Origin of the sequence: Marinobacter sp. LV10MA510-1, assembly GCF_002563885.1 — a bacterium.
GTDB lineage: Bacteria > Pseudomonadota > Gammaproteobacteria > Pseudomonadales > Oleiphilaceae > Marinobacter.
In genome coordinates, this window is record NZ_PDJA01000001.1 from 2,475,583 (window position 1) to 2,498,025 (window position 22,443).

The window sequence follows — 22,443 nt, forward strand, 5'->3', positions numbered from 1 at the left end:
CATGCTTTGGGTTAAGGCTTTTCACATAATTTCGATGGTGTGCTGGTTTGCCGGCATTTTTTACCTGCCACGGCTATTTGTTTACCACGCGGCCTGCGAAGACCAGCCGGGTCGCGAACGCTTCAAAATTATGGAGCGCAAGCTGTACAACGGGATTACCACGCCGTCTATGATTGCCACGGTAATTTTTGGCGTTTGGCTGCTCAGCTATAACCTGTCTGGCTATTTCAGCCAGGGCTGGCTCCACGTCAAACTTGTATTGGTAGCGCTGCTGGTCGTTTATCACTTTTATTGTGGCCACCTGGTCAAAGTGTTCCGCGACGATCGCAACACCCGTGGCCACGTGTTTTACCGCTGGTTTAACGAATTGCCCGTATTTGTACTGCTGGCGGTCGTTATTCTTGCGGTTGTACGGCCATTTTAGGCCATCACCCCACCACTATTCCCAACAACAATCTCAGCGCAAGGAAAGAGCCATCAAACTCCGTAGCCGTCCTCAAGTATTGATCTTGTCCGGGCTGGACCCCTCCGGTGGCGCCGGTGTGCAAGCCGACATTCAATCTGTTACCTCTTTGGGCTGTCACCCGCTGCCCGTGCTAACCTGCCTGACCGTGCAAGACACCCACAACGTTTATGCCGCGGAGCCGATTGACGCCGATCTGATTCGTCGTCAACTTGAATGCCTGGCTGGCGACACGCCCATTCACGCTATCAAAACCGGCGCTCTGGGCAATGCCGACGTGGTGGACGTACTGGTAGAATTCGTCCGCAAACGGCCGCACATACCGCTGATTGTAGACCCTGTAATTAAAGCTGCCGGCGGCGGTGATCTGGCAGACTCAGAACTCATTAACGCCATGCTGACACGGCTCTTCCCCCTGGCGGAAATGATCACGCCCAACGGCGTGGAACTGGAATTACTAACCGGCGAACCTGATCCGCAAAAAGCCGCCATAAAACTCCAGCTGGCTGGCTGCGGTGACGTGCTGGCCACAGGTGGCCACGGAACGGGCGAAGCCATCATCAATGTGCTGTACCGACGTGGTGCCGAGCCCCAGCGCTGGCATATCGAACGTATTGGTGGCGAATATCACGGCACCGGTTGCACGCTGGCGTCTTCTATTGCCGCAGGCCGTGCTAGTGGCCTGTCGCAGCGCGCTGCTATCGCGCAGGCGCAGAACTACGTGCATCGCGCCATTGTTCAAGCGCTGAAAGTGGGCGAGGGGCAACCGGTGCCCGATCGGGGGATTCTGTGGGAACATTAACGCTAAAACCCGGTCTGTATGCCATCACCGACGGCCATTTAACCCCTGGCGACACACTGATAACGGCGGTAGAAGCCGCGCTGGAAGGCGGCGCGGTACTGGTACAATACCGTGAAAAGCGCTTGCCGGCGGCCGAACAGCTGCGCCAGGCCAGCGCCCTGCAATGCGCCTGCAGCAATGCCGGCGTGCCGCTATTGATTAATGACAACATCGAGCTGGCCTTGCGGGTGCAAGCAGCCGGCGTGCATCTCGGCCAAGGTGATACCGCGCTGACCGACGCCCGGCGGTTGCTCGGTGACCAGGCCATTATTGGTATTACCTGCCACGCCGACCTGGCGCTGGCGCAAGCCGCCTGTGAGCAAGGTGCGAATTACCTGGCATTTGGCCGGTTTTATCCCTCAACCACAAAACCGAACGCTCCCGCCGCCGACACGCAAGTGATCGGACTGGCCAAACAGTTCAAGCTCCCGGTGACCGCCATTGGCGGCATTACCCTGAGCAACGCCGAACCTCTGATTCGGGCTGGTGCCGATTTGCTGGCGGTGGCCGGTGGGCTCTTCAGCACCGACATTAATGCCACCGCAAAACGCGCCCGTGAGTTTAGCCGGCTGTTTGCCCAACATCGTTCTCAATTTTCTCAAAACATTTAACAGGAGCCAAGACATGACGCACTCCGAAACCCTGTTCGAACAGGCCCAGAAATACATTCCTGGTGGAGTTAACTCCCCGGTACGGGCTTTTCGCGGTGTTGGCGGTACGCCCATCTTTTTCAAAAGTGCTCAAGGCGCGTATCTTTACGATGAAGACGATCGCCGTTACATCGATTACATCGGCTCTTGGGGACCAATGATTATTGGCCACTCCAACCCGCTTATAAAAGAAGCTTTGCACGCGCAGATTGAAAAAGGCATAGGCTACGGCGCACCAACCGCCATCGAAACCGAGATGGCGATGAAAGTGTGTGAACTGGTGCCGTCCATCGAACTGGTGCGCATGGTGAACTCCGGCACCGAAGCCACCATGAGCGCACTGCGCCTGGCCCGTGGCTACACCGGCCGCGACAAAGTGGTCAAATTTGAGGGGTGCTACCACGGTCACGTTGATTCACTGCTGGTTAAAGCCGGTTCCGGCGCGCTGACTCTGGGTGTACCGAATTCTCCCGGTGTACCCGCTTGCCTCGCCGAACTCACCCTGACCCTGAACTTCAACGATATTGATGACGTGCGCGAAACCTTCCGCACCATGGGCAGCGAGATTGCGGCCATTATTGTAGAGCCGGTAGCCGGCAACATGAACTGCATTCCACCGGTTCCGGGTTTTCTGGAAGGCCTGCGCGAGATCTGCGACGAGTACGGCACGGTGTTGATCTTTGACGAAGTGATGACCGGTTTCCGGGTGTCTCTCGGCGGCGCCCAGGGTTTGTACGGCGTAACCCCAGACTTGACGGCGCTGGGCAAAGTGATTGGTGGCGGCCTACCGGTAGGTGCTTTCGGTGGCAAACGCGAAATCATGGAACACATTGCGCCTCTGGGCCCGGTTTACCAGGCGGGCACCTTGAGCGGTAACCCGCTGGCGATGACCGCTGGTCTGGCAACCCTGAACGCGATTTCCGAACCCGGATTTCACGACGCCCTGACCCGTAAAACTGAAAAAATCTGCGCTGGCCTGAAGGCAGCAGCCGACGAGGCGGGTATTCCGCTGGCAGTACAAGGGGCTGGTGCTATGTTTGGCTTCTTCTTCAGTAAAGAATCGTCCGTCACCCGCTTTGACCAAGTAATGGAATGCGATATCGAACGCTTCAAGAAGTTTTTCCAGGGCATGCTGGCCGAGGGCATTTACCTCGCACCGTCAGCTTTTGAAGCCGGCTTTACCAGCGCCGCCATATCCGATGAGGACATCGAGTTCACTCTGAACGCAGCACGCAAGGTATTCGCAACGCTGTAAAACACCGTGAGGCGTTACCCAAGCAAAAAGGCCACTGCTCAACGCAGTGGCCTTTTTTTCTGCCCGCATTTTTATGTGGGCGACGGTTTTGCCTGAATTACAGCCGCGCGGCGCGGCTTTCGGCCTGCTGCGCACCGGCCACATTGCCCCGAGCTTTACGAATATCGGCCAACAGCAACCAGCCTGAACGCTGCAGGCGCTCGTTACGCCCCGCCAGCGACAGTCCCTTAAGGGTAAACTGTTCAGCGCTAGCAAGCTGGCCGGTCATCACGTAGGCTTCAGACAGCTTGAAATACACCGCCGCAGACCGCGGTGCAATGCGCTGCGCCCGTTCCAGGCGGGTAATCGCCGCAGCCCCATTACCTTGCGCAATCAGGGTATCGGCCTCTTTTACCAAGCCCGCTGCCGCAGCAGGCATCTGATCACCAGATTCGCGGTACCCGGGCACGCCTGTTGGCTGTTGTGATTTCTGTTCAGGCGGCTGTTCGCTTTTGCGCCATACCTGCGGTTCATCGGCTGGTTTGGCGGCGCCGTCGGTCAGTGGCGGCTTAGGCGCCTGCGGACGCTCTCCGGCAGGCACGTAAATACCGCCACCAGGCCCACTGGCACAGCCCGCCAGTAGCAAAACGGCACAAACAACTGCGCGGCGAAACATCTGTGCTTTATTCTGCATGTCCTTTTGTACTCTCATCATTGAAACAACCCTTCAAACCAACCACGGATTTTTTGCGGCAGAGCGCCGGCACAGGTGATTGTCTGCTTTGGCTCGCTACCGGTGATAAACGGCATCAGGCGCGCATTCTCGCATTGTTCATCGGTTAACGCCTGCTGTTGTACATTTACCCAATGGTATTGCACGCCATCGGGTACCACCGGCGTGAAACTGTTTTGCGGCACCTGCGCCATAAAATTCGACCACACCGGCAAAGCTCCGCTGGCCCCAGTTAACCGGGTAGCGCCGTTGTCGTCCCGCCCTACCCAGACGACCGCCAGCAAGTCGCCGCTAAAGCCGGCAAACCAGGCATCGCGGCCGTCATCGGTGGTGCCTGTTTTGCCCGCCAGCGCCAAAGCGCGGGGAACCGTGTTATAGGCCGAACGGCCCGTGCCCTCTTGCATGGTTTCCTGCATGGCGTATTGCAGCAGGTGCACTGCGGCCGGGTCGGCCACCTGGTTCACTTGCAAGCTGTAGCGGCTAAGCGGTTCGCCGCCCGCGTCGGTCACCTCCCGAATGGTGCGCAGCGGGGTGTTAAACCCTGAGGTCGCAAGGCCCTGGTATATCTGCGCCACATTCACCGGCGTCATTGCCACAGCACCCAACAACATAGACGGATAGTCGGAAATAGCCGAGCTAGTACCAAACACCTGCAGCGTGGACTTCACCTCGGCCAATCCGATGTCCAGACCCACCCGAACCACTGGCAGGTTGTAGGATTTAGACAACGCCTGATGCAAAGGCACTTCGCCCCGTTCCAGACCGTCGTAGTTTTTTGGCTGCCACACCGTGCCATTCTCGAATTTCAGGGTGAAGCGCGTGTCCTGCAACGGAGTAATCAGCGTGTAACGCTGGGGCTGCGACAAGGCGGCCAGGTACACAAAGGGCTTCACCAATGAACCAATCTGGCGGCTGGCATCCAGTGCCCGGTTGAAACCGGCGTAACGCGGGTCGCGCCCGCCGACCAGGGCTAGCACTTCGCCGCTGTCTTTCGCGGTCACCACCAACGCCGACTCCAGCGCTTCGTCGCCCAGCCGCGGCAGCGTTTCCGTTACCGCTTTCTCCGCAGCCATCTGCATAGCTGGGTTAAGAGTGGTAAAAATCCGCAGGCCTTCGCTGCGCAGGTCTTCCTCTTTGTAATCCCGTGCCAGGTGGCGGCGAACCAGATCGATATAGGCCGGGTAGCGATTCTGCGAAAAAGAAGCCTTGTCACTCACGCCCAAAGGCAAAGACCGGGCGCGCTGCGCGTCAGATTCACCCAAAAGGCCTGCTTGCTGCATTTGGTCCAGCACCAGGTTGCGCCTTGCGGTGGCCCGCTGTGAATGGCGGCGGGGGTTGTAATAACTCGGCCCCTTGACCATGCCCACCAGCAACGCCAGTTGGTGGGGCAGCAAATCCTCCAATGCCTCGGCAAAATAGAACTGGCTGGCCAGGCCAAAACCGTGAATACTGCGTGTGCCCGCCTGGCCCAGATAAACCTCGTTAAGATAGGTTTCAAGAATGTCGCTCTTGCTGTAATGCAGCTCCAGCAGAATCGACATCAAAGCTTCGTTACCCTTGCGCAGCAGAGTTTGCTCGCGGGTCAGGAAAAAGTTTTTCACCAGCTGCTGGGTCAGCGTGCTACCACCCTGAACAATGCCACCAGCGCGAATGTTCGCCAGTATGGCGCGGGCAATCGACAGCGGCGCAATACCGTGATGGTCGTAAAAACTGCGGTCTTCCACCGACATCAGCGCGGCCGGCAGCAACTCTGGCAATTTATCCAACTGTACTAAAATCCGGTCTTCCTGATGCGCCGGATAAATACCGCCAATCTGCGCCGGTTCCAGGCGCACAATCCCACTATCAGGGCCTTTAACAACCTTCAAACTCTGCACCTGGTCACCCGCTATATTCAGCGCCAGGTGCCGCCGCGGCTCTTTGCCATCGGGGAAATCAAAGCCGCGACTGCTGATCAGAAAGCGCCCACCGCTGCGCTGATAACTGCCCGAGCGCGAACCATCACCTTTGTGAAAGCCCGCCAATGCCAGCTCCTGCTCAAGCGCAGCGGCACTTACTGGCGCACCGCTGTAAAGTTCCAGCGGCCGGGCGTAAACCCGCGATGGCACCTCGAAGCGGCGACCCTCAAAGCGCGATGTGACCTGCGCATCCAGATACACCATCCAGCCCGCCAGCAATACCAGGCCAAGCAGTGCCAGACGCAGTAAAATACGCCAGAAACCCTTGCGGCGGGACTGTGCGGCGGCGGGCTGTTTACGAGAAGCCGGTTTTTTGCGGCCGGGCTTGCGGGCCTTGTCGGTATTTTTCATGGCGGCAGTATAACGAACGCTCTGGTGTCTGGTGTGACTAATTGGTAAACCTACTGACCTTCTGGGGGGCTTGCGAATTAGCCAGACAAGACACTAGCCTTCGCAGCAGGCCAGTTGTGTGTTATTTCCGTAATCTAGCCATTATGATGTCACATAGACAATTAATGGGTTCAAGCAACACGAGGAAAACACTTTGAGCGATTCGCCTGCGAACACACTGGTTCAAGCTTTACAAAATCCGGCTTTGTACGACCATCCGGTTCACCAGTTTCAGGTTATCGAAACCCACATTTCCCAGGTTCTTCTGACCGGTGAGTTTGCCTACAAAATCAAGAAGCCGATGGATTTTGGCTTCCTCAACTTTTCCACCTTGCCGCGGCGCAAGCATTTCTGCGAAGAAGAGCTGCGGCTGAACCGGCGCCTGGCAGCGCCTTTGTATCTGCAAGTTATCCCCATTACCGGCACGCCACAAAATCCGGTGCTGGGTGGCAGCGGGGAAGCCTTTGAGTACGTTTTGAAAATGCGCCAGTTCCGCCAGGACGATTTGTTCGATCGCCAGCAGGAACGGGGCGAACTGGAGCCGGAGCGCCTAGCGACACTGGCCCAACAAGCAGCGGAGTTTCACGACAGCCTGCCGCCGGTTGACCCCGCAAGCCCGCTAGGAGCGCCCGACGCGGTCTACGCCGCCATGCAGGAGAATTTCGACCAGATTCGGCCGCTGCTGAGCGATGCCGGCCAGCTTGCACAGCTGGACAATCTGGAAATCTGGACCCGCACCACCTTCGAACGCCATCAACCACTGATTGCTGCACGCCACCAACAAGGCCTGGTGCGTGAATGCCATGGCGATCTGCATCTGGCGAACATCACTATTTATAACGATCAGGTAACGGTGTTTGACTGTATCGAGTTCAACGAGCCGTTCCGCTGGATTGATGTTATTAACGATCTGGCATTCCTGCTGATGGACCTGGAATCCCGAGGCGAAACCGCCAAAGCCAACTTGGTGTTGAACACCTACCTGGAATATCGCGACGATTTTGAGGCGCTGCCTCTGCTGCCGCTTTACAAGGCTTACCGGGCAATAGTGCGAGCGAAGATTGCGCTGTTCACTATGGGTAATCCGTCCTTGGGCGACAGTGAAAAAGAAGAGCTGATGCAGCGTTATAACGCCTACGCTCAGCTTGCAGAAGATTACAGCAGCATTCCTAACCGCTACTTTATTGCCACCGTCGGCTTATCCGCAAGCGGTAAAACCTGTGTCAGTGCCGCTTTGGCTGGCGAACTGGGTCTTATTCGGCTGCGATCAGACGTTGAACGTAAACGTCTGCATGGGCTGGCACCGCTGGACGGCAGTCAGTCACCTACCGGAGGCAACCTCTACTCCGCCGAAGCCAACACAAAGACTTATGAACGTTTGGCGAAGCTTGCCAGCAGCCTGCTTGCTGCAGGCTTCCCGGTTATAGCCGACACGGCCTGCCTGAAAGAGCAGGAGCGCGCGCTGTTTGCCGCTGTTGCGGAAAGCCAGGGAGTTCCGTTTGCGCTGATTCATTGCGAAGCGCCAGAGGAACTGCGAAAAGAATGGGTACGCAAACGCAAAGGCGACGCCTCGGAAGCCACAGAAGAATTGCTGAATGCCCAGAAAGACTGGTTTGAACCCCTGACCGCTGAAGAAAAAATCTATACCGCCCACCTTCGTACCGATCAGGAACATGTGGCAGAAGCCGTTGCAGACCGAATTCGACAGCATTTTGGCCTTCCACCCAGGTAAGACCTTGGAGCTACCAAGGCCAAAACGGACTGCATGGACGATGCTCGTTATAAAGCCGGAACAGAACGCTAGAAGGAAACATCATGCCAACAGACACCGTACACCATATTAAAGACCCACTTTACGAAACGCTTCGCACTGAGGATATTAGTGCCTTCAATGCTAAAAAATCAGCTCGCGGCGATCTTCCCAGTTTTGCTCATGGGGATTTCAGAGGGCTGGACTTGCGTGGCATGGATGCCAAAGGGCTCGACATGAGCCACGCCTATTTTCGAGGCGCAGACCTCAGAGGTATAGATTTCAGTCACTCAAACCTGGAAGGAGCCAGTATTGCGGGTGCCAAGATTTCCGGCAGTTTCTTTCCTGACCGGCTTCAAGCCGATGAGATTTTAATGTCTCTGAACCATGGCACGCGTATGCGGTACAGCACAGGCACGTAACAAGCAGGCAGATGAAGCTGGACGCCTTAACTGAACCGGACGTCAGACTTCAAGAATAACCGGCACCGGTTCGGTCAGAGTCATCTCTCCGGACGGGGTACCGTCATCGTTGGCCAGGTTTGCCCGGTAGGCCATGATCTCTACGCCTGCGTCACAGGCTTGTCGCAACAGCTGGCCGTAATGCCGGTCTATATGATCTGCCGGCCGCACGGTTTCGATAGCCGTGTGATTCACCACAAAAAACAGCACCGCACGATCACCTAACGCAACCTGAGCCATAAGTTCTCGCAGGTGCTTCTGCCCGCGAGTTGTCACGGCGTCTGGAAAAAAGCCCTGACCGTTGTCCTCAAGCGTTACGTTTTTCACTTCTACCCAGGCATCCGGCTTGGCTTCATGGCCGGAAAGTAACAGATCAATCCGGCTTTTTTCTTCGCCATATTTTACTTCCGGGCGGCAATGGCTATACCCAGTCAGCTCAGTGATACGGCTCGCTTCAATCGCCTCGCGGGCCTGGGAATTCGGTCTTGTCGTATTTATACAAGCCAAAGTGCCGGGAGCCGTTTCAACAAGCTCCCAGGTATACAACAGCTTGCGCGCAGGGTTATCGCTGCGGCTCAGCCATACCCTGCCGTCCGTCGGTTGACAACCCAGCATGCTGCCGGTGTTTGGGCAATGGGCGGTTACTTCACTACCATCAGCCAGTCGCACATCGGCCAAAAAGCGCTTGTAGCGGCGAATAAGCCGCCCCTCCAGTAACGATTGTTCAAACTTCATGCATACCTCTTAGTCGTATGTATTGCAGCAAAGCTGGTACCCCCGCAACTTATCTGCTATTTTCCGCAAAATCCCGTTTCAGGGCGAATGCTTTATAATCCAGGTTTTATACCGCACAGCCACGGGGGCTGACGCGAAAGGAAGCAAAGCGTTCTTGTAGCAGTACTCACAAGAGGCCGGGTTCAATGACCAATAAAACAGCTAATTCAAGCGAAAACTTCACCAACTTCACTCCCTACGAAATGAAAAAGGGTGAAGAATACATGAGCGCGCACATGCTTGAACACTTCAAAGGCCTACTGCTGAAGTGGAAGCAGGAGCTGATGGAAGAAGTAGATCGCACCATGCACCACATGCAGGAAGATGCCGCCAACTACGCAGACCCCAGCGACAGAGCTACCCAAGAGGAAGAGTTCAGCCTGGAACTGCGTACCCGTGACCGCGAGCGCAAACTGATTAAGAAGATCGACAAAACCGTTGATCGCATCGACAAAGACGATTACGGCTTTTGCGACCAGTGCGGCGTGGAAATAGGCGCCCGCCGGCTTGAAGCCCGGCCCACTGCCACGTTGTGCATTGATTGCAAAACCCTGGCGGAAATCCGCGAGCGCCAGACCGGCATCTGACCTGCCTGCCAACCTGCCAAAACGGCGCCGGCTGCTATTGCGCCGGCGTGATTCACCATGACGCCTAACGTTTCTTACCGCGGCCGCTTTGCGCCATCGCCCACCGGCCCTCTGCACTTCGGCTCACTGGTGAGCGCGTTGGCCAGCTATCTGGAGGCCAAGCACCACCAGGGCCAATGGCTGGTGCGCGTTGAAGATCTGGACCCATTACGCCAACCGTTAGATGCGACACCCCGAATACTCCGCAGCTTGAGCGCCCACGGTCTGATTGGCGATGAACCTGTACGCTTTCAATCCCAACGCCATAGCGCTTATCGCGCCGCTGCTGAAACCCTGCTGAAAAACGGGCACGCCTATTTTTGCCCCTGCTCACGCAAACAGCTGCTGGCCAACCAAGGTCAACATCCCAACCATTGCCGCAAACATTCCCTCAACCACTACCTCAACCCCAGCGTACCAAACGAACACCCTTGGCCGCCCGGTGACTTCGCCCTGCGCTTTGCCTTGCGCAGCCAACGCTGTCGCTGGACTGACCAGCTGCTGGGTGAACAGCAACAGAACCTGAAGGCAGAAACAGACGACCCGGTGATACTGCGTAAAGAGGGCTTCTACGCTTACCAATTGGCCGTCGTGGTTGACGATATCGATCAGGCCATCAGCCACGTTGTGCGCGGTTCAGACCTGCGCACCATGACCGCCGCCCAGCACCAGATGTTTCAGGCGCTGGGTGCCGTCGTGCCGCAGTTTTTGCACATTCCGGTGATACGCAACCAGCAAGGCCAGAAGCTGAGCAAGCAGAACCACGCCCCGGCGCTGGACGACGCCAATCCCAGCGCAAATTTAATGGCCGCGCTGAACGCTTTAGGCCAACAACCGCCAGCGCAGTTGGCCCAGCAACCACCCGCCAACGTTCTTGCCTGGGCCCATGCCCATTGGCAGCGCAGCGCGATTCCTGTGCCCACCGCCCAGCACTGGTAGCCCGCCATTTCTGACAGCAACGGCGCGATCATGTTATAAAGCCATGAATCCACTGCGGCACGGTTACCCTAGATGTATATCTATCGTCTGGTTTTTTTGCTGGTCCTGGCGATTTACGTATTCTCTCCCAACATTCTTGACTGGTGGATGTCGTCCGGCAATGCCTGGTACAGCCCGTATCTGATCTGGGCCGGATTAATTGCCATTGGCGTATGGTTGGAATGGCGGCGTGATCCCAATGAATTTTAGTGCTGCCGGCCTGCTGCTGGTCAGCGTTGCGTATCTGAGCCTGCTGTTCGGCATTGCCTGGGTATCAGAGCGTGGCTTGCTGCCACGCAAGCTGGTGCGCCACCCGCTCATTTACGTTCTTAGCCTGGGCGTGTACGCCGGCATTTGGTCGGTGTATGCATCGGTGGGTGCCGCGGCGGAAACCGGTTACGGCTTTCTGGCCTATTACGTGGGCATCAGCGGTGCGTTTTTGTTGGCACCGGTGCTGCTGAATCCGTACATGCGTATCGGGCGGGCGTATCAGCTAACCTCGTTGGCTGACCTTTTTGCGTATCGCTATCGCAGCCAATGGGCGGGCACTTTGGTCACACTGTGCTCTGGCGCCGCCATTCTGGCGTTGCTGAGCATGCAGATTCAGGCCGTCACCAGTTCTGCCAGCATTCTTGCCCCCGATGTGTCGCCTAACGTTATTAGTGCTCTGTTCAGCGTAACTGTGGTGCTGTTCGCCATTTTGTTTGGCACCCGCCGCAGCGCCCACGCCAGCAATCACCGGGGGCTGGTGGTGGCCATCGCCTTTGATTCACTGGTGAAGCTGCTGGCACTGCTGCTATTAGGCGGCATCATTCTGTTTGGTGTATTTGGCGGCCCCGATGCCCTTCAGCTCTGGCTGGACCAGAACCAGACTCCCGTTGTTGACATGGCCATGAGTATCGACGACGCCAGTTGGCGGGCGGTTATGCTGATGTCTTTTGCATCGGTGCTGGTTCTGCCACACATGTACCACATGATTTTCAGCGAGAACCCGTCTCCGGCGTCGCTGGCCAAAGCCAGCTGGGGCTTCCCCCTGTACCTGTTGCTGCTAGGCCTGCCGATACCGCTGATTCTCTGGGGTGGCCAGGAGCTTGGGGTAACCACAACTGCCAATTACTACAGCATTGGCATTGGCCAGGCCCTGGGCAGCCCGGCGTTAACGCTGATGATGTACATTGCAGGGCTGTCTGCCGCCAGTGGCTTAATGATTGTAAGCACCCTGGCGCTTGCGGGTATGGCCCTGAACCACATTGTATTGCCCCTGAAAACGCCCAAAGATCAGGCCGACATCTACCGCTGGCTGCAATGGGTCAAGCGGCTGCTGATTGCCCTGATCCTGTTTCTGGCTCTGATGTTTCATGAAACCCTGGGCAAAAATCTGCAGCTGTCGATTCTTGGCGCAATCTCCCTGAGCGGCACCTTGCAACTATTACCCGGCGCTTTAGGTGTCATCTTCTGGCCCGAAGGCAACCGTCGCGGTCTGATCGCCGGCCTGTTGACCGGACTGGCAATCTGGGTGACCACCCTGATGTTCCCCTTTTCCGGCGCTGCAAATCTACTGCTGTGGCTGGGCAGTCCGGTAGTGCCGACTGCCGGTAACTGGCACCTGTTTATGTTCCTCAGCCTGGGCACCAACGTCGCGATGTTCGTGGTGGTGTCTGTGCTTAGCTCCAGCAACAGTGAAGAACGCAGCGCCGCCCAAGCCTGCTCGCTTGGGGCCTTGTCGCGGCCGCAGCGGCGCGAATTGCTGGCCACATCGTCTGCAGACTTTGTACGCCAGCTCAGCGCTCCTCTGGGACAAGATGGCGCCCAGCGCGAGGTGGAACGTGCACTGCTGCAACTGAAACTGCCCGAAGTAGAGTACCGCCCTTATCAGCTAAGGCGCCTGCGAGACCAGGTGGAAGCCAATCTGTCGGGCCTGATGGGGCCGGAAATCGCCCGTGATATGCTCAAGCGCCATTTGGGTTTCAAACCCATGCAGCGAGCAGCTCAGGATATTCGCTACGTGGAAGGCGCCTTGGGCGACTATCAGAACCGGCTCACCGGGTTAGCCGGTGAGCTGGACAATCTGCGCCGGCATTATCGTCAGACCCTGCTAAATCTGCCCATACCCGCCTGTTCAGTGGGTGAAGACGGCGAGATCTTGATGTGGAATCAGACCATGGAGCGCCTGACGGGCATCAGCGCCGACGAAGTGGTTGGCGCGCGCCTGGCCACCTTGCCGCCGCATTGGCACCAGCTTCTGGACGACTTTAACCAGGGCGAAGACGTGCACCGCTACAAACACCGCCTGGACCTGCGTGGCCGGCCACACTGGCTGAACTTGCACAAAGCCGCCCTGAGCGGGCCCGACCATGCCGAGAGCGGCAGCATTATTATGGTCGAAGACCAAACCGAGATTCGCTTGCTCGAAGACGAACTGATGCACAGCGAACGGCTGGCCTCAGTGGGCCGGCTGGCCGCCGGTGTCGCTCACGAGATCGGCAACCCGGTTACCGGCATTTCTTCGCTGGCGCAAAATCTGCGACTGGAAACCGATAACCCGGATATTCTGGACACCGCCGACCAGATTCAGCAGCAAACCCGGCGCATCTCGAATATTCTGCAGTCACTGATGAATTTCGCCCGCACCGGCAATCACGCCCCCGCCAACCGTTACGAGCCTGTGCAAATACGCCGCTGCGTGCAAGAGTCCATCAATTTATTGTCGTTGAGCGACAAGGGGTTGGGCATTTCGTACCTCAACGAGTGCCCTCCGGAACTGCTCATTCTGGGGGATGAGCAGCGGCTGGTGCAGGTGTTTGTAAACCTGCTGACCAACGCCCGTGACGCCTCGCCGGACGGCGGCGAAGTGCGGGTGATTGGCAAGGCCGATGACTACTCGGCTATCATCGAAGTCATTGACCAGGGAAGCGGCATCGCCGCTGACAAGCTTGATCACATTTTTGAGCCGTTTTACACCACCAAACCTACCAATAAAGGCACAGGTCTTGGTCTAGCTCTGGTTTACAGCATTGTTGAAGAGCACTATGGCAATATTCAGGCGCAGAGTCCGGCGTATAGCCCGGCGCAGCTCAACGCCGCAGGCAGCCGCAACCCGGGCACCTGCATTCGCCTGAAGCTGCCTGCTTACGAGCCCGAAGATACACCCGCTGCCTACAGCCAGAATCAAAGGTCCTAGCACAGATATGCCCCGTATCCTGATTGTTGAAGATGAAGACATCATTCGCTCCGCAGTCCGTAAGATGCTGACCCACGCCGGCTACGACGTCACCGACGCTGGTTCGGTGGAGGAAGCCGAAGAGCATGACCTGGGCAGTTTCGATCTGATCATATCCGATCTTCGATTACCCGGTGCTCCGGGCACCGAAATGATCCGACGCGCACCGGCAACGCCGGTGCTGATTATGACCAGCTACGCCAGCCTGCGCTCTGCCGTTGACTCTATGAAACTGGGGGCCGTGGAGTACATCGCCAAGCCTTTTGATCACGACGAAATGCTGGCGTCGGTAGCCGCCATTCTGGCGCGCAAATCCACGCCGGCGGCGGCTGATGACAGCGGCGCCGTGACCACCAAAACAGTGACCCAGGCCTCCGAGTCAGACCCGGCAAGTATCATGTTTGGTCAGTGCGAACCTATGCAGCGGGTGTTCACCCTGATTCGCAAAGTGGCACCCACCGAAACCACGGTGCTTATTCAGGGTGAGTCCGGTACCGGCAAGGAACTGGCAGCTCGCGCCCTTCACTTGATGAGCCCGCGGGCGGCGGCTCCACTGATTTCCGTTAACTGCGCGGCCATTCCCGAAAGCTTGATTGAATCGGAACTGTTCGGCCACGAAAAAGGTGCCTTCACCGGTGCCGTCGGCGCCCGTACCGGGCTGATTGAGGCTGCCAACGGCGGTAGTCTGTTTCTGGACGAAATAGGCGAACTGCCCGCCGAAGCTCAAGCCAGGCTACTGCGGGTTTTGCAAGAGGGCGAAATCCGTAAGGTGGGGTCTACCCAAAGCCTCAAAGTAAACGTGCGCATGCTGGCAGCCACCCACCGCAACTTAAAAGCCATGACCCGCACCGGCGAATTCCGCGAAGATTTGTTCTATCGCCTGAACGTCATGCAGGTGCGCATCCCCCCGCTGCGCGATCGCCAAGGAGATATTCTGATACTGGCGCAGCGCTTTTTAAAGCGCCAAGGTGCCAAAATGGGCAAACCCGATTTACAGCTCAGCGCAGACGCCGTGCGCACTATAGAGCGGCATCGCTGGCCGGGAAACGTACGGGAACTGGAAAATGCCATTGAACGGGCCACTATTTTATGTGATTCCGAACTGATTACCCCTGCACTGCTGGATCTGAACGGCGACGGCGACAGCGAGTACATCCCCGAAACTCTGGTGGCCGGTAACAACAAGCAAGCCCATACCCAAAGTGCAGACAGCCAGGGCGACCTGTCGCTGGAAGACTACTTTCAACACTTTGTGCTGGAGAATCAGGACCGCATGAGTGAAACCGAATTGGCCCAAAAACTGGGTATCAGTCGTAAATCTTTATGGGAAAGGCGCCAGCGCCTGGGCATTCCTCGCAAAAAAACGTCTGGCAGCTGACATCGGCTGCTGTCGACCACTCTGCTTTGTGTTACCAACTGTTTCCCTTGGTAACACTTTCCCCGCCATTTATGACTTACCGGTAACACTTTCCCCAAATACGGGGTAACACCTATCCAGAAGAAAACGCCAAGCCATTGTTTATAGTCATATTCATAAAACTGGCACGGCGACTGCTATGTATATAGGGCACAACAACAAAAACAAGACGTGACAGTGCAGCGTGCCAACAAAAACAAAAAAATAGCTGCGAGAAGCGCTCAGCAACAAAAATAAAAATAGAGCGCGAGCGAATAGAGTGTTTTGGATGCCTGGCTTTTTAGCGGTCCCTTAGCTTGTGAAGGTTGTTGAAGCAGATAAGAATCGTCAACCAGACGGCGCTGCGGATACGTAAGACTTGAACAACGCTTTTGACCACTCTAAGTATTCAAAGTTTTCTGTTTGTTTGAAATACCCTGATATTGGGGCTTACGGTGGGACACAAAAAGTAAGAAAAATCCCGGCAATAACAAAAATAATTTAGATCGTCAGATTTTAGTGGGCGGGTTCGTGTAAGCGGATCCGCCCTTTAATTTATGGGCCCAGGTAAATAACCGGGCATGGGCAAATCATAGCAATCCGCAGCAAACGTGTGCAAAAGCGGCGCAAACCGTTAAACTCATGGTTTTTGCTCATCGCCGCTATGGCCGCAACGGATTTCAATGCCTAAAAGACTCGTCGACAAACTGCGCTCGTTCATGCCCGGCAGCTCCCGGAAGAAACCCCTTGGCTATCAGCGGAGGGACATTTCGCGGGACCAGCACAGCGTTTCCCGCACGGCCATCAGTGAGCCCGCCAAAAAAGTTCTGCATCGCCTCAACAAAGCCGGCTACGAAGCCTATCTGGTGGGCGGCGGCGTGCGCGACATACTGCTCAGTGGCCAACCCAAAGATTTCGACATTGCGACCGACGCAACGCCGGAAGAAGTGCACGAACTGTTTCGCAACTCGCGCCTGATTGGCCGCCGGTTTCGCATTGTGCACGTGGTCTTCGGCCGCGAAGTCATCGAGGTAACAACCTTCCGCGGCAATGCCAACCCCGCCGATGATGACGATGACGATCGCAAAACCAGCGAACACGGGCAGCTGCTGCGCGATAACGTTTACGGCAACCTCGAAGAAGATGCGCTGCGCCGGGATTTCACAATCAATGCCCTTTACTACTGCATTCGCGATTTCAGCGTTATTGACTTCGCAAACGGCGTTGATGACCTGAACAACCGCCAGATGCGGTTGATTGGCGACCCGGAAACCCGTTACCGGGAAGACCCTGTGCGCATGCTGCGCGCCATTCGTTTCGCCGCCAAGCTCGATTTTGCCATCGAGCCGGCCACCGAGGCCCCCATTCGCGAGCTGGCACCGCTGCTCACTCACATTCCCGCGGCGCGGCTGTTTGACGAAGTGCTAAAACTGTTTTCCGCCGGCTACGGCGAAGCAACCTTTGACAAACTACGCCACTACGACTTGCTGGCACCGTTATTTCCCGACACCGCCAGCGCGCTGGCAGCCGGTGAACCCGACGAACTAATCCGCCAGGCCCTGCGCAACACCGACTCACGCATAGCCCAAGGCAAATCCGTTACCCCGTATTTCCTGTTCGCCGCCATGTTGTGGCCTGCGCTGCAAGCCGAATGGCGCCGGCGCCAAGACAACGGCGATCCGGTACAACCGGCTCTGCACAGTGCGATTTCCAAGGTGATTGGCCGCCAGGTACAGGCGACGTCTATCCCCAAGCGATTCTCCGGGCCCATGAAGGAAATCTGGGAACTGCAGATGCGCCTGCCACGGCGCCAGGGAAAACGCGCACTGATCACCTTAGGGCATCCGCGTTTTCGCGCCGCCTATGATTTCTTGTTGGTGCGCGAGAGCGCCGGCGAGATTGAGCCCGGTCTTGGCCAGTGGTGGACACAGTTTCAACGACTTGACGAGCGTGCCCAGGAACGCATGATTACAGATCTTGACAGCGGTGAAGCCAAACCTCGCAAGCGCCGGCGTAAACCGGTTAAGCGGCCCCCGCAGGATTCATGATGACCGACGTATTCGTTGGCCTGGGTAGCAACCTGGCAGACCCGGCTGCGCAATTGGGCAGCGCAATTGCAGAGTTGGCAGCGCTGCCAAACACCACGCTGGTTGCGCAATCCCCATTTTACGCCAGCAAACCGGTGGGCCCTCAGGACCAGCCAGATTATGTCAACGGTGCCGCATGGCTGAATACCGGCCTGACGCCTCACGTTCTGCTAGACCATTTACAGAATATTGAACAGGCCCACGGCCGCGAGCGTCTGCAGCACTGGGGGCCACGCACTCTGGACCTGGACGTGCTGCTTTTCGGCCAACAAACGCTAAACAATGACCGACTGACGGTGCCCCACGCACAACTTTCGCAGCGGGACTTTGCCTTGCAACCTCTGTTGGACTTAAATCCGAAACTGACCCTGCCCGACGGCACCGCATTAGCCCTGCTGCGCCAGCGGTGCCCTGATAACCAATTACGAAAACTGCCCCCAGTCGCTACAAACGGGCACGCCTAAACCGCCCGAAATTTGCTAGTGTTGGGGTTGGAACGATACTGCTTCAGTGGCAGATTCAATTGTGGAGATCCGGCATAGCCGGTATTTAGACCAACTATCGCAAAGGCGAGGAATTTATGGCCGTTACCATCAATACACTGCGGGAATACAAACAGCGCGGCGAAGCATTTTCCGCACTGACCTCCTACGATGCCACCTTTGCCCAGCTGGTCAGCGAAGCCGGCGTAGACGTCATTCTTATCGGCGACTCGCTTGGCATGGTCCTGCAGGGCAACGACAGCACCCTGCCCGTCACCATGGACCAAATGGTGTACCACGTCAGCTGCGTCGCCAAAGGCAATCGCGGCTCACTGGTGATGGCCGACATGCCATTTATGAGCTACGGCACTACCGAAGCCGCGCTGGAAAACGCGGCAGAGCTCATGCGTGCCGGCGCCCATATGGTCAAATTGGAAGGCACCGACTGGATGCGAGATACCATTCAGGCGCTCAGCGAACGCGGCGTTCCAGTGTGCGCGCACCTGGGCCTGACACCGCAGTTCGTCAACAAGTTCGGCGGTTATAAAGTGCAAGGGCGAGACGAAAAGGCCGCAGACCTGATGGTTGAAAACGCCTGCGAGCTGGAAGCCGCCGGCGCCGATGTTATTCTGCTGGAATGCGTGCCCGCCGCACTGGCTGCACGCATTGCAAAAGCCGTCAAAGCTCCGGTGATCGGTATTGGCGCAGGCGCCGACACCGACGGCCAAGTGCTGGTGGTACACGACATGCTGGGCATGACCCCTGGCCGCAAACCGCGCTTTGTGAAAGACTTCTTGGCTGAAAGCGGCTCCGTTGCCAACGCCCTGGCAGCCTACGCCAAAGCCGTTAGCGAGCGCACATTCCCCGCCGAAGAGCACACGTTTAAAGCATGAGAACTGTCAATACCATTAAAGAGCTGCGCGCCATGGTGCGCGGCTGGCGTCAGCAAGGCAAAACCATCGCGCTGGTGCCCACCATGGGCAACTTGCACAAAGGCCACCTGTCGTTGGTTCGACGAGCCGCAGAAGTCGCAGACATCGTGGTCACCAGCATCTTTGTGAACCCCATGCAGTTTGGTGCCAGCGAAGACCTCGACAGCTACCCCCGCACTCTGGTGGAAGACCAGAGCCTGCTGGTGGAAGCCGGTAATACGCTGCTGTTTACGCCTTCCGCCGCGGACATCTATCCGGCGGGTCTGGCCCATCAGACAAAAGTGGTAGTGCCTGACGTCAGCGAAGACCACTGCGGTGCCCGCCGGCCGGGCCACTTTGACGGCGTGGCCACCGTTGTCACTATGCTGTTCAATATAGTGCAACCGGATTTTGCTCTGTTTGGCGAAAAAGACCTGCAGCAGCTAACCATTATTCGCAAGCTGGTGCGCGATTTGATGCTTCCGGTAGAAATTATCGGCGGCGCCACCGTGCGCGACAGCGACGGCTTGGCAAAAAGCTCCCGTAATGGCTATCTCAGCATTGAAGACCGTGCCCTTGCACCGGCTCTGCAAAAGATTCTTCAGACCATGGCAAAAGACCTGCGAGCGGGTGACACACACTTTACACGCCTGTCTGAACACGCGAAAATAGAACTGTTGAATGCCGGTTTGCGACCCGATTACGTTAACATCGTTAACAGCCAGACCCTGAAGCCAGCAACCGCGGATGATCGCGAGCTTGCCATTCTGGCCGCGGTGTTTCTGGGCACTACCCGGCTCATCGACAATATTTCACTGGTCCGCTGACCGGCTTCGCCCTGTTACGGAAGACTCTGCGCCCGGCGACCCAAGCGCCGGCCATTTTGCTAAGGATGCCATCATGCAAGGCCATGCATCTATACCAACCGCTACAAAAGCCTGGCAGGCGCTGCTGCGCCAACAAAAGCGGCTAGCAACACAGCCCATGGCAAAGATGTTTGCCGAGGACAGCCAACGGGCATCACGCTATTTGCTTGAAGCAGCCGGCCTGACTCTGGACTTTTCCAAGAATCGCCTTGATGATGGTGCCCTCGCCGCTCTGATGGCCCTGGCCGAAGAGTGCCAACTGGCCTCTCGTCGCCGTGCACTGTTTACCGGTGATCCGGTGAACAACACTGAGAACAGGCCCGCGCTTCATACCGCCCTGCGGGCGAGTGCAGATCAGACTATTCAGGTAAACGGCAAGAATGTGATAGAGGAAGTTCACGCCACGCTGGAACACATGCAGCAGTTTGTTAACGCTGTCGCAAGCGGTGAACGCCGAGGCTGCACGGGCGAGCGTTTTACCGACGTGGTCAGCATTGGCATTGGTGGCTCTTTCCTGGGGCCAAAGCTGGCGACAGAGGCTCTAACGCCCTATCACCACGGCGGCTTGCGCTGCCATTACGCAGCCAATATCGACGGCACTGAGATCTGCGAGATTTTGCGCCAGGTAAGCCCGCACACCACGCTGTTTCTGGTGCAGTCAAAATCCTTCAAAACCCCTGAAACCCTGGAAAACGCAAAAGTCGCCCGCGACTGGCTGATTCAGCACTGCCCGCAAAAAGACGCCGTTGCACGCCACTTTGCAGCAGTATCCGCGAACGCTGAGGCCGCTCAAGCCTTCGGCATTGAGGCAGACAGCCTGTTCCCTATGTGGGACTGGGTCGGTGGGCGCTATTCGCTCTGGTCGGCCATTGGCTTACCGGTTGCCTTGAGCATTGGCATGGACAATTTCCGCCAGTTGCTGGTGGGTGCCCAAGCCATGGACGACCACTTCGTGCAAGCGCCATTGGCGCAGAATATGCCTGTGGTGATGGCCATGCTGGGTGTCTGGTACAGCAATTTGTGGGGCGCCTGCAGCCACGCCATTTTGCCCTACGACCAGTATTTACGGAGCCTGCCGGACCACCTTCAGCAGCTGGACATGGAGAGCAACGGTAAGCGCGTGACTCGCGCAGGCATTGCGGTCACCTACCATACTGGCCCGATCATCTGGGGCGGGCTCGGCGCCAACGGACAGCACGCCTACCATCAGCTCATTCACCAGGGTACCCGGCTGATTCCGGCAGACTTCATTATTCCGCTGGTCAGCCATAACCCCATTGCGAATCATCACGCCGATCTGTTCGCCAATTGCCTGAGCCAGTCCCAGGCCATGATGGCCGGAAAAACGCTGGAACAGGCCCGCCGTGAACTGATTGCCGAGGGCCGCACAGAGCAGGACGTTGAACGTCTTGCTCCACATAAAGTGGTGCCTGGCAACCAACCCAGCAACACCCTGGTGATGCAGCAGCTTACGCCCTACACACTGGGCGCGTTGATCGCCCTGTACGAACACCGCACCTTTGTACAGGGTGTCATCTGGGATCTGGATTCGTTCGATCAATGGGGAGTAGAGCTGGGCAAACAGCTGGGGCAGACCATTTTGCCGCGCCTGCTGGGCCAGCCGGCGCCGGCAAACGCGGGTAATAGTGACAGTTCAACCGATGCCCTGATCGCTCGTTTCCGCGCCGCCAACGGCGTTTGAAATTACACGGTCGCGCCAGCTGAAATTGACCCTGTGCAGGGGTGGGCCAGCGCGGTGCAGCTGCCACAAATCCTGATAGCTTTGCCCACGTTGTGGGTGTAAACGCGACCCGGCCACGTCCGCTAAGGGCTTTAGCACAAACGCGTTCACCAATATTTCGGCACGTGGTAATTCCACACCGCAAAACACTCCTACTTGATCGCCGTAAGTCAGAATGTCGATATCCAGCGTTTGTGCTGCAAAGCGGGCGCTGCCCCGAAGCCGGCCATGGTTGGCCTCCAGCTGTTTAAAGCGGCGCGACAACTCGGCCAGCGGCATTGCAGTATTGAATCCGGCAACCATATTCAAAAACGGCGAACCGTCAAAACCTACCGCCTGGCTTTCATAAACCGGCGACAAGGCCAACTCGCCAAACCAGTCCGCCAAGGCATCTAATGCCACCTGCAAACAGGCTTCGCGGTTCTGGTTGCTGCCTATACCCACCAGCACCGGAGTGTTCACAGGCGGCGCCCACGCTCGATGCTGACGCCCACTGCGGACGCGGCCGGAACGGCGCCGGGTTTGCGAATGCTCAGCCGCAAAAACTCGATACCAAACGCCCGTTGCAACTCGGCCGCCAGTACCTCTGCAGCGTGCTCAAGCAATTTGGGTTGCAGCGCTTGCAGACAGCGGATCACGCAGTCACTGACCGCGGCGTAATCCAGCGCGTCCTTGACGTCATCAGACGCGCCGGGCACGCGGTTATCCCAATCCATGTCCAGGTCTACCACCAGGCGCTGGGTGATATCCCGCTCCCAGTCGTAGACTCCCACAACCGCCTCGACCTCCAAGCCTTCAATAAACACGCGATCTGCCACAGGCACTCCAGATGATGCTGCACATTTTTCGGATTGAATCGGCCCGACAGCGCAGCTAAGGTTA

At 57.2% G+C, this 22,443-nt stretch carries 21 protein-coding genes; 16 read left to right on the forward strand and 5 right to left on the reverse strand.

All coding sequences use genetic code 11. From position 1 onward, the window contains the following. Position 1: 1 nt before the first annotated feature. The 4 genes from hemJ (at position 2) to hemL (ending at position 3,209) form a co-directional block, all read left to right on the forward strand. Positions 2 to 424 carry a protoporphyrinogen oxidase HemJ gene (gene hemJ, locus ATI45_RS11860; RefSeq protein ID WP_098419667.1) on the forward strand — a complete coding sequence of 141 codons (423 nt, stop codon included), beginning with the start codon at positions 2 to 4 and terminating at the stop codon, positions 422 to 424. A 79-nt stretch (positions 425 to 503) separates the two neighbouring features. Then, entirely contained in the window at positions 504 to 1,265 is a 762-nt protein-coding gene (gene thiD / locus ATI45_RS11865; protein WP_098419668.1) for a bifunctional hydroxymethylpyrimidine kinase/phosphomethylpyrimidine kinase, read from the forward strand. Next, positions 1,253 to 1,915, forward strand: a complete 663-nt coding sequence (thiE, locus tag ATI45_RS11870; protein WP_098419669.1) for a thiamine phosphate synthase — start codon at positions 1,253 to 1,255, stop codon at positions 1,913 to 1,915. The genes thiD and thiE overlap by 13 nt, the downstream gene beginning before the upstream one ends. Before the next feature lie 13 nt (positions 1,916 to 1,928). Next, a complete protein-coding gene (gene hemL, locus ATI45_RS11875) occupies positions 1,929 to 3,209 on the forward strand; it encodes a glutamate-1-semialdehyde 2,1-aminomutase (protein ID WP_098419670.1) in 1,281 nt (426 codons plus the stop codon). 97 nt (positions 3,210 to 3,306) lie between these two features. Here the strand turns inward: hemL and ATI45_RS11880 are convergent, their stop codons facing one another. Both ATI45_RS11880 and mrcB read right to left on the reverse strand, forming a co-directional pair. Then, positions 3,307 to 3,903 carry a tetratricopeptide repeat protein gene (locus ATI45_RS11880; protein ID WP_179888406.1) on the reverse strand — a complete coding sequence of 199 codons (597 nt, stop codon included), beginning with the start codon at positions 3,901 to 3,903 and terminating at the stop codon, positions 3,307 to 3,309. After that, a complete protein-coding gene (gene mrcB, locus ATI45_RS11885; RefSeq protein ID WP_098419671.1) occupies positions 3,900 to 6,230 on the reverse strand; it encodes a penicillin-binding protein 1B in 2,331 nt (776 codons plus the stop codon). Before mrcB ends, ATI45_RS11880 begins: the two co-directional genes overlap by 4 nt. 193 nt (positions 6,231 to 6,423) lie before the next feature. On the opposite strand from mrcB, the gene ATI45_RS11890 reads away from it, so the two are divergent. Both ATI45_RS11890 and ATI45_RS11895 read left to right on the forward strand, forming a co-directional pair. Next, positions 6,424 to 8,001 (forward strand): AAA family ATPase, encoded by a 1,578-nt coding sequence (locus ATI45_RS11890; RefSeq protein ID WP_098419672.1) that lies wholly within the window; start codon positions 6,424 to 6,426, stop codon positions 7,999 to 8,001. A gap of 83 nt (positions 8,002 to 8,084) precedes the next feature. Beyond that, positions 8,085 to 8,441 (forward strand): pentapeptide repeat-containing protein, encoded by a 357-nt coding sequence (locus ATI45_RS11895; RefSeq protein WP_098419673.1) that lies wholly within the window; start codon positions 8,085 to 8,087, stop codon positions 8,439 to 8,441. Positions 8,442 to 8,483: 42 nt separating this feature from the next. Here ATI45_RS11895 and sfsA read toward each other — a convergent pair whose 3' ends face one another. Beyond that, entirely contained in the window at positions 8,484 to 9,215 is a 732-nt protein-coding gene (gene sfsA / locus ATI45_RS11900) for a DNA/RNA nuclease SfsA (protein ID WP_098419674.1), read from the reverse strand. A 185-nt stretch (positions 9,216 to 9,400) separates the two neighbouring features. On the opposite strand from sfsA, the gene dksA reads away from it, so the two are divergent. The 10 genes from dksA (at position 9,401) to pgi (ending at position 21,522) form a co-directional block, all read left to right on the forward strand. Further along, positions 9,401 to 9,841, forward strand: a complete 441-nt coding sequence (gene dksA, locus ATI45_RS11905; protein ID WP_018402539.1) for an RNA polymerase-binding protein DksA — start codon at positions 9,401 to 9,403, stop codon at positions 9,839 to 9,841. A 57-nt stretch (positions 9,842 to 9,898) separates the two neighbouring features. After that, positions 9,899 to 10,819 (forward strand): tRNA glutamyl-Q(34) synthetase GluQRS, encoded by a 921-nt coding sequence (gluQRS, locus tag ATI45_RS11910; protein ID WP_098419675.1) that lies wholly within the window; start codon positions 9,899 to 9,901, stop codon positions 10,817 to 10,819. Positions 10,820 to 10,891: 72 nt separating this feature from the next. Then, positions 10,892 to 11,068 carry a hypothetical protein gene (locus ATI45_RS22255; protein ID WP_007350199.1) on the forward strand — a complete coding sequence of 59 codons (177 nt, stop codon included), beginning with the start codon at positions 10,892 to 10,894 and terminating at the stop codon, positions 11,066 to 11,068. Next, positions 11,058 to 14,039 (forward strand): ATP-binding protein, encoded by a 2,982-nt coding sequence (locus ATI45_RS11915; RefSeq protein ID WP_098419676.1) that lies wholly within the window; start codon positions 11,058 to 11,060, stop codon positions 14,037 to 14,039. Before ATI45_RS22255 ends, ATI45_RS11915 begins: the two co-directional genes overlap by 11 nt. A 7-nt stretch (positions 14,040 to 14,046) precedes the next feature. Continuing rightward, positions 14,047 to 15,456: a sigma-54-dependent transcriptional regulator gene (locus ATI45_RS11920; RefSeq protein WP_098419677.1), complete on the forward strand. Its 1,410-nt coding sequence runs from the start codon at positions 14,047 to 14,049 to the stop codon at positions 15,454 to 15,456. Positions 15,457 to 16,157: 701 nt separating this feature from the next. Next, positions 16,158 to 17,522 carry a polynucleotide adenylyltransferase PcnB gene (gene pcnB, locus ATI45_RS11930; RefSeq protein ID WP_098419678.1) on the forward strand — a complete coding sequence of 455 codons (1,365 nt, stop codon included), beginning with the start codon at positions 16,158 to 16,160 and terminating at the stop codon, positions 17,520 to 17,522. Further along, entirely contained in the window at positions 17,522 to 18,025 is a 504-nt protein-coding gene (folK, locus tag ATI45_RS11935; protein ID WP_416376567.1) for a 2-amino-4-hydroxy-6-hydroxymethyldihydropteridine diphosphokinase, read from the forward strand. The genes pcnB and folK (ATI45_RS11935) overlap by 1 nt, the downstream gene beginning before the upstream one ends. Positions 18,026 to 18,141: 116 nt before the next feature. Next, entirely contained in the window at positions 18,142 to 18,936 is a 795-nt protein-coding gene (gene panB / locus ATI45_RS11940) for a 3-methyl-2-oxobutanoate hydroxymethyltransferase (RefSeq protein ID WP_098419680.1), read from the forward strand. Continuing rightward, entirely contained in the window at positions 18,933 to 19,781 is an 849-nt protein-coding gene (gene panC, locus ATI45_RS11945) for a pantoate--beta-alanine ligase (protein ID WP_098419681.1), read from the forward strand. Before panB ends, panC begins: the two co-directional genes overlap by 4 nt. Positions 19,782 to 19,854: 73 nt before the next feature. Beyond that, positions 19,855 to 21,522 carry a glucose-6-phosphate isomerase gene (pgi, locus tag ATI45_RS11950; protein ID WP_098419682.1) on the forward strand — a complete coding sequence of 556 codons (1,668 nt, stop codon included), beginning with the start codon at positions 19,855 to 19,857 and terminating at the stop codon, positions 21,520 to 21,522. Here the strand turns inward: pgi and folK (ATI45_RS11955) are convergent. Both folK (ATI45_RS11955) and folB read right to left on the reverse strand, forming a co-directional pair. Then, positions 21,475 to 22,023 carry a 2-amino-4-hydroxy-6-hydroxymethyldihydropteridine diphosphokinase gene (folK, locus tag ATI45_RS11955; RefSeq protein ID WP_098419683.1) on the reverse strand — a complete coding sequence of 183 codons (549 nt, stop codon included), beginning with the start codon at positions 22,021 to 22,023 and terminating at the stop codon, positions 21,475 to 21,477. The genes pgi and folK (ATI45_RS11955) overlap by 48 nt on opposite strands. After that, on the reverse strand, positions 22,020 to 22,379 hold the full coding sequence (gene folB / locus ATI45_RS11960; protein ID WP_098419684.1) for a dihydroneopterin aldolase: 360 nt from the start codon (positions 22,377 to 22,379) through the stop codon (positions 22,020 to 22,022). The genes folK (ATI45_RS11955) and folB overlap by 4 nt, the downstream gene beginning before the upstream one ends. Positions 22,380 to 22,443 lie beyond the last annotated feature (64 nt).

Excerpts from the sequence above, each read along its gene's own strand:
- hemJ (WP_098419667.1), top strand. The coding sequence starts at position 2 with ATGCTTTGGGTTAAGGCTTTTCACATAATTTCGATGGTGTGCTGGTTT.
- hemL (WP_098419670.1), top strand. The coding sequence starts at position 1,929 with ATGACGCACTCCGAAACCCTGTTCGAACAGGCCCAGAAATACATTCCT.
- ATI45_RS11880 (WP_179888406.1), bottom strand. The coding sequence starts at position 3,903 with ATGATGAGAGTACAAAAGGACATGCAGAATAAAGCACAGATGTTTCGC.
- mrcB (WP_098419671.1), bottom strand. The coding sequence starts at position 6,230 with ATGAAAAATACCGACAAGGCCCGCAAGCCCGGCCGCAAAAAACCGGCT.
- ATI45_RS11895 (WP_098419673.1), top strand. The coding sequence starts at position 8,085 with ATGCCAACAGACACCGTACACCATATTAAAGACCCACTTTACGAAACG.
- sfsA (WP_098419674.1), bottom strand. The coding sequence starts at position 9,215 with ATGAAGTTTGAACAATCGTTACTGGAGGGGCGGCTTATTCGCCGCTAC.
- dksA (WP_018402539.1), top strand. The coding sequence starts at position 9,401 with ATGACCAATAAAACAGCTAATTCAAGCGAAAACTTCACCAACTTCACT.
- gluQRS (WP_098419675.1), top strand. The coding sequence starts at position 9,899 with ATGACGCCTAACGTTTCTTACCGCGGCCGCTTTGCGCCATCGCCCACC.
- ATI45_RS22255 (WP_007350199.1), top strand. The coding sequence starts at position 10,892 with ATGTATATCTATCGTCTGGTTTTTTTGCTGGTCCTGGCGATTTACGTA.
- ATI45_RS11915 (WP_098419676.1), top strand. The coding sequence starts at position 11,058 with ATGAATTTTAGTGCTGCCGGCCTGCTGCTGGTCAGCGTTGCGTATCTG.
- ATI45_RS11920 (WP_098419677.1), top strand. The coding sequence starts at position 14,047 with ATGCCCCGTATCCTGATTGTTGAAGATGAAGACATCATTCGCTCCGCA.
- pcnB (WP_098419678.1), top strand. The coding sequence starts at position 16,158 with ATGCCTAAAAGACTCGTCGACAAACTGCGCTCGTTCATGCCCGGCAGC.
- folK (WP_416376567.1), top strand. The coding sequence starts at position 17,522 with ATGACCGACGTATTCGTTGGCCTGGGTAGCAACCTGGCAGACCCGGCT.
- panB (WP_098419680.1), top strand. The coding sequence starts at position 18,142 with ATGGCCGTTACCATCAATACACTGCGGGAATACAAACAGCGCGGCGAA.
- panC (WP_098419681.1), top strand. The coding sequence starts at position 18,933 with ATGAGAACTGTCAATACCATTAAAGAGCTGCGCGCCATGGTGCGCGGC.
- pgi (WP_098419682.1), top strand. The coding sequence starts at position 19,855 with ATGCAAGGCCATGCATCTATACCAACCGCTACAAAAGCCTGGCAGGCG.